Annotated in this window: 14 protein-coding genes; 9 read left to right on the top strand and 5 right to left on the bottom strand. The window is 56.2% G+C overall.

The window, feature by feature from the left end:
• The first annotated feature begins 61 nt into the window (after positions 1-61).
• From GM154_RS18435 to GM154_RS18455, 5 genes are all read left to right on the top strand, one after another.
• Positions 62-418 (top strand): DUF4398 domain-containing protein, encoded by a 357-nt coding sequence (locus GM154_RS18435; RefSeq protein ID WP_010797748.1) that lies wholly within the window; start codon positions 62-64, stop codon positions 416-418.
• The gene (locus GM154_RS18440) at positions 415-1,227 is read left to right on the top strand and encodes an OmpA family protein (protein WP_219653012.1); all 813 of its coding nucleotides are present in this window, start codon (positions 415-417) and stop codon (positions 1,225-1,227) included. Before GM154_RS18435 ends, GM154_RS18440 begins: the two co-directional genes overlap by 4 nt.
• 185 nt (positions 1,228-1,412) lie before the next feature.
• A complete protein-coding gene (locus tag GM154_RS18445) occupies positions 1,413-2,852 on the top strand; it encodes a PLP-dependent aminotransferase family protein (RefSeq protein WP_010797750.1) in 1,440 nt (479 codons plus the stop codon).
• A gap of 65 nt (positions 2,853-2,917) precedes the next feature.
• A complete protein-coding gene (locus GM154_RS18450) occupies positions 2,918-3,268 on the top strand; it encodes a hypothetical protein (RefSeq protein ID WP_010797751.1) in 351 nt (116 codons plus the stop codon).
• A gap of 9 nt (positions 3,269-3,277) precedes the next feature.
• Complete coding sequence (locus tag GM154_RS18455) at positions 3,278-3,847, top strand: hypothetical protein (protein ID WP_219653013.1); 570 nt, start codon at positions 3,278-3,280, stop codon at positions 3,845-3,847.
• 17 nt (positions 3,848-3,864) lie between these two features.
• Here GM154_RS18455 and GM154_RS18460 read toward each other — a convergent pair whose 3' ends face one another.
• The 4 genes from GM154_RS18460 to eat are packed head-to-tail and all read right to left on the bottom strand — an operon-like array spanning position 3,865 to position 7,681.
• Complete coding sequence (locus tag GM154_RS18460; protein ID WP_010797753.1) at positions 3,865-4,032, bottom strand: DUF2897 family protein; 168 nt, start codon at positions 4,030-4,032, stop codon at positions 3,865-3,867.
• Between the two features lie 48 nt (positions 4,033-4,080).
• Positions 4,081-4,857, bottom strand: coding sequence for an ethanolamine ammonia-lyase subunit EutC (gene eutC, locus GM154_RS18465; RefSeq protein WP_010797754.1), 777 nt, complete (start codon positions 4,855-4,857; stop codon positions 4,081-4,083).
• A complete protein-coding gene (locus GM154_RS18470; protein WP_219653014.1) occupies positions 4,857-6,251 on the bottom strand; it encodes an ethanolamine ammonia-lyase subunit EutB in 1,395 nt (464 codons plus the stop codon). The genes eutC and GM154_RS18470 overlap by 1 nt, the downstream gene beginning before the upstream one ends.
• Positions 6,252-6,310: 59 nt before the next feature.
• Positions 6,311-7,681, bottom strand: coding sequence for an ethanolamine permease (eat, locus tag GM154_RS18475; RefSeq protein ID WP_219653015.1), 1,371 nt, complete (start codon positions 7,679-7,681; stop codon positions 6,311-6,313).
• Positions 7,682-7,907: 226 nt separating this feature from the next.
• Between eat and pyrF the strand changes: the two genes are divergently transcribed.
• The 4 genes from pyrF to GM154_RS18495 all read left to right on the top strand — a co-directional run bounded on the left by pyrF (position 7,908) and on the right by GM154_RS18495 (position 12,612).
• On the top strand, positions 7,908-8,606 hold the full coding sequence (gene pyrF / locus GM154_RS18480; protein WP_010797757.1) for an orotidine-5'-phosphate decarboxylase: 699 nt from the start codon (positions 7,908-7,910) through the stop codon (positions 8,604-8,606).
• Between the two features lie 126 nt (positions 8,607-8,732).
• Complete coding sequence (locus GM154_RS18485) at positions 8,733-9,650, top strand: MoxR family ATPase (protein ID WP_219653016.1); 918 nt, start codon at positions 8,733-8,735, stop codon at positions 9,648-9,650.
• 5 nt (positions 9,651-9,655) lie between these two features.
• Positions 9,656-10,612, top strand: a complete 957-nt coding sequence (locus tag GM154_RS18490; RefSeq protein WP_219653017.1) for a DUF58 domain-containing protein — start codon at positions 9,656-9,658, stop codon at positions 10,610-10,612.
• Positions 10,609-12,612: a DUF3488 and transglutaminase-like domain-containing protein gene (locus tag GM154_RS18495; protein WP_219653018.1), complete on the top strand. Its 2,004-nt coding sequence runs from the start codon at positions 10,609-10,611 to the stop codon at positions 12,610-12,612. Before GM154_RS18490 ends, GM154_RS18495 begins: the two co-directional genes overlap by 4 nt.
• Positions 12,613-12,625: 13 nt before the next feature.
• On the opposite strand, the gene GM154_RS18500 is transcribed toward GM154_RS18495, so the two are convergent.
• Positions 12,626-12,835 carry a hypothetical protein gene (locus GM154_RS18500; protein ID WP_125888931.1) on the bottom strand — a complete coding sequence of 70 codons (210 nt, stop codon included), beginning with the start codon at positions 12,833-12,835 and terminating at the stop codon, positions 12,626-12,628.
• Positions 12,836-12,847 lie beyond the last annotated feature (12 nt).

Below are 12,847 nucleotides of genomic sequence, written 5' to 3' on the forward strand. Positions count from 1 at the left end.
CAAAATTCTGGTTTTAGGCAGCGTCATAGAGCTGTCGCCTGACTCTGCAGGAAACCAGATAGTGAAAAAATCTTATTGTTGGGCAGCTTCTGTTTTGGCCCTGTTGCTTGCCGGGTGCGCCAACGATCCCGCACCATCCGAGCAAATGAAACTGACCACCCAGGCATTCGACCAAGCCCATGACATTGGGGCGGATGACTCCATTCCTGAATACAGTCTCGCCAACGACAAGCTTGAACGGGCCCGAAAAGCCATGCGGGTTGAAGATTACAAAAAAGCCCGTGTACTGGCGGAACAGGCTGAACTCGACGCTCGCCTGGCCGAGGCCAAGGTGCTCAATAACAAGAGCCAGACACATGTGGATGAACTCAACAAGCAGATTGCCCGATTACAAAAGCGTTTGGAGAGCACGCCATGATGCGTTCGGTACTGTCGGTGGCTGGACTCGCGCTGGCGTTTTCAATGATCACGGGATGTGCGAGCAGCAGCACTACCCAGCAGGCATTACAGGACGCCAAATCCAGGTATGCCACGGTCAAGACTGATTCCGACGTGCTGCGTAGCGCACCCAAGGATGTAAAGAGAGCTGAGGAAACCCTGGTCAAGGCGGAGCAGCTGGCTGGTTATTGGGGGAGCAGCAAAGATGTACGCCACTTTGCCTACCTGAGCCAACGCTACAGCGATATCGCCCGAGAGCATGCAAGCCTTCGCTTGAGCCAGGACAAGGCGACCCAGTTACAACTGCAGATCGAACGCCTGCAATTGCAGTTGCGGGAAAAAGAACTCCGTTCTGCACGAGAGCGTAACGTATGGCTTACCGATCAGCTGTTTAACCTGGGTACGACTCAGACAGAGCGCGGTCTCGTCATGACGCTGGGCGATGTGTTGTTTGCTCCGGGGCGATCACAACTCAATCCAACGGCTAATGAAACGGTTCTCAAGCTTGCCCAGTTTCTTCAAATCAACCCCAAGCGGGAGATCCGAATCGAAGGCTACACGGATAACTCCGGTGATGAGGATCGCAATCTTTCCCTCTCCAAACAGCGTGCCCATGCCATCGCCAGGGCCTTGAGTGCATTAGGTGTAGAGGCAGGCCGCCTTCAGGTCATTGGATATGGCGAGGATTATCCGGTGACATCCAACGGGACGGCCGAGGGCCGCGCCAAAAATCGCCGAGTCGAAGTGGTGTTTTCTGACGAAAACGGTAATTTCATACCGGCACGTTGAGCGTAAACGGCAGGTTTAAACGGCCTGCCTGTCGCGCTCATGCTTAAAAGCGGCATCCCTTGTTTCATTGCCGACTGATTATCCGTTAGCACTGGCTGTATTGTCCTAAATTTACCAAGCTGTACCGGTGCAATCTGGTAAGACGATGCTACTGTTTCGGTTCAGTGACCAAGGGAATGCGTGCCATGACGAATCTGTTGCTCTATCAACGTATCGCTCATCAGTTGGCTGAAGATATTCGCCGGGGTGTCTACCAACCGGGCGAGCGCGTTCCCTCTGTTCGCAAGATGAGTCAGCAGCTGGGCGTCAGTCACGCAAGTGTTTTGCAAGCTTATGCCACACTGGAAGACCAAGGGCTTATCCGGGCTCGTCCCCAGTCAGGGTTTTACGTACACCAGACGCCTGCCTTGACAGCGCCTACACCTGAAATCGGCAGGGTGGAGCGGCCGACCCTGGTCACTCGCGGTGACATTATCAATCAAGTGCTTCTGGAGTCCCGACGAGATGACGTGGTTCCTTTCGGGGCTGCCATTCCTAATGTGGATTTTCTACCTATCCGGGCCCTGCATCAGCAGATCAGCAAGGTGACGCGCTTTCACAGTCAGCGTGCGTTCAGCTATATGTACAGCCCGGGTTACGAGCCCTTGCGCCGCCAGGTTGCGATCCGTATGCGGGATGCCGGGGTCTCGGTAGCGCCTTCTGAGGTTGTTATTACCCATGGCTGTGTGGACGCCTTGCAGATGTCCCTGCGTGTGCTGACCAAACCGGGTGATTTGATCGCTACCGAATCGCCTACCTATTACGGCTTGCTGCAATTGGCTGATGTGCTAGGTCTCAAGGTGGTCGAGATTCCCTGTGATCCACAGACCGGCCTAAGCGTAGAGGCATTGCAGCTGGCCGCGCGGCAGTGGCCTGTAAAGGCGCTGGTCATGACCTCCCGGCTGAGCAATCCCCTGGGCAGTACAATGCCTGAGGCGCGTCAAAAGCAGCTGCTAAGGCTTGCCAATGAGCGAGACTTCATGATCATTGAGGACGATATCTACGGTGAGTTGTTCTATGAGGTCGGTGCGACGAAGGCGTTGAAAGCCCATGATCGGAACGGCAGGGTTGTCTATTGTTCAAGTTTTTCCAAGACGATCTCACCTGGTGTGCGTATCGGTTGGGTCATTGCCAATCAATACCAGTCGGACATTCAGCGCTTACAGACCTTTACCACCCACTCTGCCTGTAGTCTAACGCAAATGGGTGTAGCGGCTTATCTTGAAAATGGCGGGTATGACCGTCATCTACGCTCCATCAGGCAGGAATACCGCAAGAATATGACGGCTTGGCAGCTGGCCGTTCAACAGTACTTTCCAGAGGGAACCCAAATGAGCCGACCTATCGGCGGCTTCATTCTCTGGGTGAGCCTTCCAGCCAGGGTCAATACGAAGGATCTCCACCTCCGGGCGTTGCAGGAGGGCATTAGCATTGCGCCAGGCATCATTTTCAGCAATACGGATCAATTCAATAATTGTATTCGGCTCAATTGCGGGATGGCGTGGAATCGACAAACCGAGCGCGCTTTGATGACGATTGGAATACTGGCCAATCAGCTCTGTCAAGAGGCTCAGGTAGCTGCTTAACGGTGTGAACTCGTTCGCCATTTTGTGAGTCTGTTTACATTAGGCGTGAAGAGGTAAAAGTGTCGATGGGCTCGACCGAGGCCGCAAGCTGGCTGCCGATGATTGGAGTGCTAGGCAATGTACCGCTGGTGCTTGTTTGGCTGACAGGGCTGCTGGTGGCTTGCCTGAAATGGCGAACGCACCGCAAGGCGAGCCTGTTATGCCTGTTGAGTATGGTCATCCTGCTTGTCTGGCTTGCAGCCTATAGCGCGCTTACGCTGGCATTGCCGGTTTTACTGCCGCTCTGGCAGATCCCACTGGCGCCAGGGTGGGCGTATGCGTTACTCAACGCCGTCGGCAACCTGGTAACCGCAGTGTGCTATGCGCTATTGCTGTGGGCCATCTTCACAGGAAGGAGTTCACGACGTTCTGCCTGAGGCTTTCTTATGAGGACTCTACGTTGGATGGTGAGTGGTCATAAGCCGTGCTGGCTGGCGCTGGTATTGATACTCGGTGGGTGTGATAAGCCGGAAAAGGAACCGCCCAAAAAACCAGCCGAACCGCAGGCGGCCTCTGTAGAGCAGACCGCGCCAAAACCAGTATCGCCAGCAGCTTCCCATGCCAAGCCAGTACCGGACACTTCGGCCCGGCAGGAACCCATCCTAACCTCCCGTGTCCCTGAAAGCTTTGATGAGGAGCCTGTGCCGGCTCCTCAGCCGGACAAAAAGCCTGAGCTGGTTATTGAAAAACCAAAGCCCAAACCGGTGCCCAAGACTGTAAAACAGAAGCTTCCCGAACCGGAGGAGCCACTCAAGGTTGACCTGAGTATCCCCAAAGAACTCATCGAGAGCGCAGTGCCTGTTACAGCAGAGCAAAAGGAGCCGACGGGCATGCTTCCTCCGCTGTTCGACAAGCATGAGGAGAATGATCGATTCAACCTGAGCGGTCGAATACTAAATCGCGAACGCTCAGATGATTTCGAAGGTGCTGAGTTGCAGTTTGAGTTCAGGCGCTAAGTCACAACTTAGGATACCTAGCGATTCCGGGCATCCTTGGCGTCCATTTCCGCGTTTCGCTGACGGATCCGCTGACGCTGCTCATCGGTGAGCTCTACCTTGTTGGCCGAGCTGCGAAGCATCAACAGGCTACCTACAATCGAGCCCACCGCAATAATCAAGAAAAGCCAGGCATACCAGGGCATGGTGCAGTCCTCCGTGCAAATGAAACAGTCTATGCTGCTTAGACTCGTCTAGGCAGTAGGAGTGCTTTTAAGCAAGGGTAAAACGCTATCGTCTTTCAAGTTGACCCCGGTCAGTTTTAGCTTTAAGGCCTGCTTGATCAGGTAGTCGAGTTTATGAACCGCCAAGCGGTACGGTAGCCCCTCGGGCCGTACATTGGAAATACAGTTACGCTCGCTATCCATACGTCCGCGGCGGGGCTGGTAGGTAACGTATAATCCGAGGCTGTCAGGTGATGTAAGACCAGGTCGCTCTCCGATCATCACGATTACGAGCTGGGCATTGAGCCGCTCTCCAATCTCGTCACCCAAGGCCACACGGGCTTGCTCGGCAATGACCACGGGTATTTGGGACCAGTCGGTATCGAAACGCTCCTTTAGTAGCTCAAGTATGGGAACTGCATGGCTACTGGCCGCAAAGGACGACAGCCCGTCGGCAATGACGATAGCGATATCCGGAGCAGGCGCTTCAGCCATTAACTGCTCACGGCTGGCGATATCCAGCATTCGGCCATGATCCGGGCGTAATAGATACTGCTGCCGATCCGCAGCCTGGCTGTGTACATGAATCGTACGAAAACCTTTTGACTGGAGTTGCTCGCTCAGCATATGGACATCCAGCGGATGGTGTACGGCATCTCTTGCCTGCGCATGAGCCAGGCCGAATCGGAGTACTTCCGCCGTAGGAAGGCTTGAGCCAACACGGCCCAATGCTATACGTGCCGACGTATGGGTGCGCAGTTCGTCCCAGGGGTTTGTCTGGACCAGCGTAGGTTTGGCGGTTGTCATCATGCGGCTCCCGGCAGGTGGGGCAGGGCACGTAGCAGCTGGTGCTCGCGGTTGATGTCTCGTAGCTGTCCGGAGGGCTCTGTAATGGACATGCGGGTCAGCCAGGCTTCAAATTCGGGGGCACGCCTTAAATCCAGTACGCTGCGCAGATAAAGTCCATCATGAAAGGAAGTGCTCTGGTAGTTGAGCATGATGTCGTCAGCGCCTGGAATACCCATGATGTAGGTCAACCCGGCGACGCCCAAAAGCGTCATGAGTGTGTCCATGTCATCCTGATCCGCTTCGGCATGGTTGGTGTAGCACACGTCGCAGCCCATCGGGACGCCCAGCAGCTTGGCGCAGAAATGGTCTTCAAGGCCGGCCCGGATGATCTGCTTTCCATCGTAAAGGTACTCGGGACCGATAAAGCCAACCACCGTATTGGTCAGCAGCGGTTTGAACGTCCGCGCGACCGCGTAAGCACGTGCTTCGCAGGTCTGCTGGTCAACACCATGGTGTGCGCTGGCAGAGAGGGCACTGCCTTGACCTGTCTCGAAATACATGACGTTATCGCCCAGCGTGCCCCGCTTGAGTGAACGGGCTGCATCATGCGCTTCCTGTAACAGGCTCAGCGTTACACCAAAGCTATCGTTGGCCTTTTGCGTGCCGGCAATGGATTGAAAGACTAGATCAACCGGGGCGCCTTTTTCGATCGCCTTGATTTGGGTGGTGACGTGGGTCAGTACACACGTCTGCATGGGAATATCAAAGTGCTGACGCAGCTCATCCATCATCTCCCACAGCGGCGTCAACGTTGAAAGCGAGTCACTGGCCGGATTGATACCGACAACGGCATCGCCTGCACCGTAGAGCAAGCCATCCAGCATGCTGGCCGCAATGCCTTGCAAATCGTCAGTAGGGTGATTGGGCTGCAGGCGCACCGAAAGATGGCCGGGTAAGCCTATCGTATTGCGGAAGCGGGTTATGACCTGGCATTTTTTGGCTACCAGGATCAGATCCTGATTGCGCATCAGTTTACTGACAGCGGCGGCCATTTCAGGTGTGATGCCTGGCGAGACCGCTGTCAGGGTTTTGCTGTCCGTACTGTCGAGCAGGAGCCAATCACGAAAATCGCCTACGGTGAGATGACTGATAGGGGCAAATGCAAACGCGTCGTGACTGTCGATGATCAGGCGTGTTACGTCGTCCTGCTCGTAGGGAATCAAGGCCTCCTCAAGAAAGCGTTTGAGCGGGACATCCGCCAACGCGATCTTGGCAGCCATACGCTCCTCTGCCGAGCCGGCCGCAAGCCCGGCCAGTTCGTCACCCGAGCGCGCCGGACTGGCCTTGGCCAGAAGTGTCTTGAGGTCTTCGAAGCGATAGGCCTGATGGCCGATGATGGTCTGGTAGATCATACACACTCCGGTTCTGTGACTGTCTCAGAGGGCCATCCCGAGGACACGTGCTATCAGGCTCATATGGCGTTGACCTTCAGCAGGCTATCCGTGGGCGCCTGGGCACGCTGGCGTGCGGTAAAAAGAAAGTAGACGAAGCCGACGCCCATGAAGGTTAGAAAGACGAGGCCTATGACTGGGTTGAACCATGCCATGGCGACCAGGCAGACCAGTGCAATGGCCAATGCCAACGCGGGTACGAAAGGGTAGCCAGGCGCACGGTAACTGCGCGGCAGGTTAGGTTCGGTGCGGCGCAGCCTGAACAGGCTCAGCATACTCATGATGTACATGACGATGGCACCAAATACCGACATGGTAATCATGGCGGCAGTTAACGACATGCCTTGGAGATTGATGAGCCCGTCGCTGTAGATAGCCGCAACGCCCACGACCCCACCTGCAATGATGGCGCGATGGGGCGTCTGGAAGCGTGACAGTTTGGCGAGCCCGACGGGCAGGTAGCCTGCTCGCGCCAAGGCAAAGAACTGGCGGGAGTATCCCAGAATGATTCCGTGGAAGCTGGCTACCAGACCAAACAGGCCGATCCATACGAGCATGTGTAGCCAACCGGAATTTTCGCCTACCACCGTCTTCATGGCCTGCGGTAAGGGATCATTGATGTTGGAAAGCGTACGCCAGTCTCCCACGCCACCTGCGAAAAGCATGACGCCAATGGCCAGTACCACCAGTGTCAGAATGCCCGTCGTGTAGGCTTTGGGAATGGTGCGCTTGGGATCCTTGGCTTCTTCGGCCGCCATTGCAGCGCCTTCGATGGCAAGAAAGAACCAGATTGCGAAAGGGATGGCAGCAAAAATGCCAGTAATGGCGGGCATACCGAAGGTATCCGAGCCTGCCCAGCCATTAAGAGCAAAATTGCTGAAGCTGAAACCGGGTGCTACTACGCCCATGAAGACCAGCAGCTCCAGAACGGCCAGTACGGTCACGACCAGCTCAAAGGTGGCTGCCAGCTTTACGCCCAGAATATTGAGTGTCATGAATGTGATGTAGGCGCCTACGGCTGCAAGTTTGGGATCAAGCGCAGGGTACTGAACATTCAGATAAGCGCCGATGGCCATGGCGATGGCAGGCGGTGCAAAGACAAATTCGATTAGCGTGGCAAGGCCGGCAATCAGACCGCCTTTCTCGCCAAAGGCACGGCTGCTGTAGGCAAAAGGGCCTCCTGCATGGGGAATGGCTGTGGTGAGCTCGGTAAAGCTGAAAATAAATGCGGTATACATGGCGGCGATAATAAGCGCCGTTACCAGAAAGCCGAGCGTTCCGGCTACGCCCCAGCCGTAACTCCAGCCGAAATACTCCCCCGAAATGACCAGGCCTACAGCGATACCCCAGAGATGCAAGGTGCCCAAGGCGGGTTTTAATTGTGTAGTCATCTTGTCTTCTCACCGAGTGGGTTCACGGGTAACCATTGCAGCGAGCATGCCAGCCTGTTATTGGCTTTTTGGCGGCTTTCTAACACCATAGCTGCCCAAACGTAGGGCGCCAGCCAAAAAGTGACTCTTTGTTTTGGTGCATGGGTGTAGCAGACAAGCAATCCTTTTGCCGGGAAATGGCTTTCTGCGACAATAGGGCTTCCCTGGATTCATATGTGAGAGTGCCATGCCTGCTTGCCAGACACCGATTATTGTCGCCCTGGATTTTCCTACTGCCGAGGGTGCCCTGGCGTTGGCGGATCAGCTCGATCCGGCGCAGTGCCGCGTCAAAGTGGGCAAAGAGCTGTTTACTTCCCACGGCAGACCTGTCATCGAAGCGCTGCATGCCAAGGGCTTCGAGGTCTTTCTGGATCTCAAATTTCATGACATTCCCAATACCACAGCCATGGCCGTCAAGGCTGCTGCCGAGCAGGGCGTCTGGATGGTGAACGTCCATTGCTCGGGCGGTTTGCGTATGATGACAGCCTGCCGGGAGACGCTCGACACCCTTTCCGGCCCCAAGCCACTGCTTATTGGCGTGACAGTGCTGACCAGCATGGAGCGCGAAGACCTGGCAGGTATCGGTCTGGACATCGACCCCAAGGAGCAGGTCCTGCGTCTGGCCGGATTGGCTGAGCGCGCTGGTATGGACGGGCTGGTATGTTCGGCTCAGGAAGCCTCTTCGCTCAAGGCCGCTCACCCCAGCCTGCAGCTGGTCACTCCAGGTATTCGCCCGGCAGGCAGTTCGCTGGATGACCAACGTCGTATTCTTACGCCGCGTGAGGCGCTGGACGCCGGATCCGATTATCTGGTGATCGGCCGCCCCATCAGCCGCGCCAGTGATCCCGCGGCGGCATTGACGGCTATCCTGGCTGATCTACGCTGAAATTAGGAGATGTTCGCATGGCTCGCTCTAGCATGAGCGTTGCCTGCGAGCGTCACAAAAGATTTCAGGCCCTGTTCTTCGCTTGTACGGTTCAAGTAGCATCGGGCTGTTCAAAAGGAGAACGTAATGCACGCGCAACTGGAAACCTGTCTCCAAGCAGTCGACAGGGTCCTGCTCGGCAAGGACAAGCAAGTCCGCCTGGCCATGACCTGCCTGCTCGCCAAAGGTCACTTGCTGATTGAAGACTTGCCCGGTATGGGCAAGACCACGCTGAGCCATGCCCTGGCCAAGGTACTCGGCCTTTCGTTTCAACGTATCCAGTTCACCTCCGATCTGTTGCCTGGCGATATTTTGGGTACCTCTGTCTTTGACAAGGACACTGGGCAGTTCGTCTTTCACCAAGGCCCGGTTTTTACCGAGTTGCTATTGGCCGACGAAATAAACCGGGCAACGCCAAAAAGCCAGAGTGCACTACTGGAGGCGATGGAGGAGGGGCAGGTCACTATTGAGGGTGCGACTCGCCCACTACCGGAGCCGTTCTTTGTCATCGCGACCCAGAACCCTGTTTCTCAGGGGGGAACGTTTGCATTGCCCGAGTCTCAGCTGGATCGCTTTTTGATGCGGCTTTCGCTGGGCTATCCAGGCCGCGCAGCCGAGCGAGCATTGCTGTTGGGTGGATCGGGTAGAGACCAGCTTCCCAGGCTGGAGCCCCTGCTGGATCATCGGCAGCTGGCTGCTATCCAGAACGAAGTGCCCAATATCCATGCCAGCGATGCGGTGGTGGACTATGTGCTGCGTTTGGTCGAAGCAACCCGTACGCAATCTAACTTTGCCCTTGGTCTCTCACCAAGAGGCAGTCTGGCGCTGCTGGGTGCCGCCCGCGCCTGGGCGCTGTTGGACGGTCGTGACTATGTAATTCCTGAGGATGTTCAGGTTGTCTTGCCTGCCGTAGCCGGACATCGTCTGCGGGATCAGGCTGATCCTGCCGGTCGTGGGGGCGGGGCGCTGGTCCAATGGCTGCTCCGTGAAGTCCCGGCACTCTGACGCTTATGAAAGCAGGTTCTTTCCGTCGTCAGTGGAGCGCCTGGCTCGATCGACGCATACCCGCTGCGCCATCCATGGTATTGCACCAGAAGCGCATTTTTATCCTTCCCACCCGCCAGGGCACAGCGTTTGGCGTTGCGTTGATTTTGATGCTGCTTGCAGCCATCAACTACCAGAACAGCTTGGCGTACGGCCTGACGTTTCTGCTGTTTTCGGTTGGGATCGTCACCATCCTGCATACCTATCGAAATCTAGCGGGACTGCGGTTGACGGCAGCTGGGTCAGCGCCAGCGTTCGTCGACGAGCCCGTGCGGTTTCGGGTGCGTCTGGACGATGAAGGGCGCGCCCATCAGGCCATTGCAATCGGGTGGGGTAAGGACACGCTTCAATACACCGATGTCGAGGCAGGTAGCGCCAGTGAGTTGGACCTCTTCCTGACACCCGTGAGGCGGGGATGGTTGAGGCCCGGCAGGCTGCGGGTAGAAAGCCGATTTCCGCTGGGGCTGATGGTGGCATGGAGCTGGCTTGATCTGGAGCAGAAAGCCTTGATCTACCCAAAACCGATACCGGGTGATTTGCTGTTGCCGGCGGGTCTTGACGCAGACGCTGACGAAGGTGCCCGCACTCAAGGGCAGGGTGCTGATGATTTTCTGGGGCTCAGACCTTATCAGCCCGGGGACTCACGTCGCCGGCTGGACTGGAAAGCGTACTCGCGTGGACAGGGCCTATTGGTCCGGGATTTCGCCATGCTGACAGGCAGTGATTTATGGCTCGACTTTTCTGTATTGGACGGAGATGTCGAAGCACGACTATCCCAACTGTGCCACTGGGTTCTGGTTTGCTCCGCCAAGCAGCAACGGTTTGGGCTGCGCTTACCAGGAACCGTGCTGGGCCCTGATACCGGTGAGGCGCATCAGTCGGCATCGCTCAAGGCACTGGCTCTGTTCGGACAGCCCTCATGACAGCCGTTCAACCTATCCCCCGTATCGCGCTAACCTGGTTGCTGGTTGCCCAGGCATTAGTCATTGCGCCCCACTTGTTCCATCTGCCGTTCTGGATCGTCGGGCTGTGGCTGGGGTGCGCGTTCTGGCGTGTTCAGCAGTTCAGGATGAGGGCTCGGGCGCCTACCCGGATTGAAAAAGCCGGCTTGCTGATTGTAGCTGCCGCTAGTGTCTGGTTCGCCCAGGGTACGGTGATCGGGCTGGACGGCGGAACCGCGCTGCTCATCTCAATGTTTGTGCTTAAACTGGTCGAAATGAACACAAGGCGGGATGCCTTGGTAGTGATCTTTCTGGGCTTTTTTGCGGTTGTCATTGCTTACCTGTTTGATGACAGCTTTCTTGCCGCCTTGTATAGCCTGTTGCCCATCTCTACGCTGCTGGCGGCGCTCATTGGCCTCCAACAGAGCGGCATGGCGCATCGGCCATGGCCTACCTACAGGTTGGCCGGAAGCCTGGTGCTTCAGGCACTGCCACTCATGCTCGTGTTGTTTCTCTTTTTTCCACGCATGGGACCGTTGTGGTCAATGCCACAATCGGGTGACAAGGCCGTAACGGGGCTTTCGGACAATATCGCTCCCGGCGAGATTGCCGAACTTTCCCAATCTGCCGAGCGGGCATTTCGAGTCAGCTTCGAAGGGACGCCTCCGCTACGCAATACGCTTTACTGGAGAGCAGTAACTTTCGAGCGCTTCGATGGCCAGCGCTGGTCGGTCAGCCAGGAAACTGCCTACAGCACCGTCCCACAATGGCAACCGGCTGGCGTTGCTATTCACTACACGGTAGTTATGGAGCCAAGCCAGAAGCCTTGGCTGTTTGCGCTAGACGTGCCGCAAACCAATCAGAGTGACGTCAGGCTGGTCGGAGATTTCCACCTGCAACGCCGAAGACCCGTTGATACACCTTTGATGTACGAAGCGACATCATGGCCGCAGGTGATACGCGAGGAGGCTATAAATCCGGCCAACTCACGGCGCGCACTACAACTACCTACCAACAACGACCTGCAAGCGCGTGCCTGGATTAAAGATCTGCAGCAGCGCTATCCCGAGCCTCAGGCATTGGCAGAGGCGATACTGCGCTATTTTCGTGAGGAGCCTTTTATTTACACCCTCAAACCGCCAGTCGGGGGGACGAATGCTATCGATGCCTTTCTCTTTGAGCATCGTCGTGGCTTTTGCGCCCATTATGCTGGTGCGATGACATTTCTCCTGCGTGTCGCCGGTATCCCTGCACGTATGGTGGCGGGTTATCAGGGAGGAGAATACAACCAGGCAGGTAATTACTTGACGGTCCATCAATTTGATGCACACGCCTGGGTAGAGTACTGGGTTTCCGGAAAAGGCTGGGTAAGCGCCGACCCTACGGCCCAAGTCGCGCCCGAGCGGGTAGAGCGTGGCCTTGAGGATGCGTTGTCAAGTGCACGAGGTGAAGGTGCTTTTCTAGAGTCGTCACCCTTCTCACCGATGCGCTATCGACAACTCGCCTGGCTTAACGAAGCCCGGATGGCGTGGGACAGGCTCAACTATGGCTGGCAGCGCTGGGTTCTAAATTATCAGGCTGAGACGCAAGGCGACCTGCTGCGGAATTGGTTTGGCAAGGTCGATAGTGCCACGTTTGTTGCGACGCTTGTTGGCGGTGGGGGATTGTTGATGGGGCTATTGGCGGTATGGCTGCTCAAACCCTGGAAACAGGCAACTGACCCACAAACACGGCTATTCAATCAGTTCGAGCGAGTGGTAAGGCGCTACGGACTGACTCGTGAGAAAGCTGAAACCGTCCGTCATTTCATGCAGCGTACTATTCAACGACTCCCTCACCAGCAAGGCGAAATTGAAGCGTTCTGCCTGACCTTCGAACGCCAGCGCTACAGCCGCGAAACTGTGGATGAACATCTTCTTAAAGCGCAGCTAAAGGCTTTGAAAAACGCTCTAAGAACATCAAAAAGCACTGATCAGGCCTAGAGAGAGCGCTCGATCAGCTGACGAAAAGCGAGTGGGACTTCTTGCTCGGCTCGTGAAACTGGATCGCCATTGCCGCTACGATACCTACGACGCCCACTGCAACACTGGTAAGACTATGGCACAGCAGGCCGCTGGTAACAGTCAGCGCAGACAGGCTGACAAGCGGGACCGACAGCATCAGTGCCGTATCGCGTGAGGAGGCCCGATTCATCATATGGCGCATGATTGCACTCCT

This window comes from Pseudomonas sp. MAG002Y, assembly GCF_019400845.1.
GTDB lineage: Bacteria > Pseudomonadota > Gammaproteobacteria > Pseudomonadales > Pseudomonadaceae > Chryseomonas > Chryseomonas luteola.

Bases quoted from the DNA above. Each gene is read 5' to 3' on its own strand.
- GM154_RS18500 (WP_125888931.1), bottom strand. From the start codon at position 12,835: ATGCGCCATATGATGAATCGGGCCTCCTCACGCGATACGGCACTGATG.
- GM154_RS18445 (WP_010797750.1), top strand. From the start codon at position 1,413: ATGACGAATCTGTTGCTCTATCAACGTATCGCTCATCAGTTGGCTGAA.
- GM154_RS18490 (WP_219653017.1), top strand. From the start codon at position 9,656: ATGAAAGCAGGTTCTTTCCGTCGTCAGTGGAGCGCCTGGCTCGATCGA.
- GM154_RS18495 (WP_219653018.1), top strand. From the start codon at position 10,609: ATGACAGCCGTTCAACCTATCCCCCGTATCGCGCTAACCTGGTTGCTG.
- GM154_RS18485 (WP_219653016.1), top strand. From the start codon at position 8,733: ATGCACGCGCAACTGGAAACCTGTCTCCAAGCAGTCGACAGGGTCCTG.
- GM154_RS18440 (WP_219653012.1), top strand. From the start codon at position 415: ATGATGCGTTCGGTACTGTCGGTGGCTGGACTCGCGCTGGCGTTTTCA.
- GM154_RS18460 (WP_010797753.1), bottom strand. From the start codon at position 4,032: ATGCCCTGGTATGCCTGGCTTTTCTTGATTATTGCGGTGGGCTCGATT.
- GM154_RS18470 (WP_219653014.1), bottom strand. From the start codon at position 6,251: ATGATCTACCAGACCATCATCGGCCATCAGGCCTATCGCTTCGAAGAC.
- eat (WP_219653015.1), bottom strand. From the start codon at position 7,681: ATGACTACACAATTAAAACCCGCCTTGGGCACCTTGCATCTCTGGGGT.
- GM154_RS18450 (WP_010797751.1), top strand. From the start codon at position 2,918: ATGGGCTCGACCGAGGCCGCAAGCTGGCTGCCGATGATTGGAGTGCTA.
- GM154_RS18455 (WP_219653013.1), top strand. From the start codon at position 3,278: ATGAGGACTCTACGTTGGATGGTGAGTGGTCATAAGCCGTGCTGGCTG.
- pyrF (WP_010797757.1), top strand. From the start codon at position 7,908: ATGCCTGCTTGCCAGACACCGATTATTGTCGCCCTGGATTTTCCTACT.
- eutC (WP_010797754.1), bottom strand. From the start codon at position 4,857: ATGACAACCGCCAAACCTACGCTGGTCCAGACAAACCCCTGGGACGAA.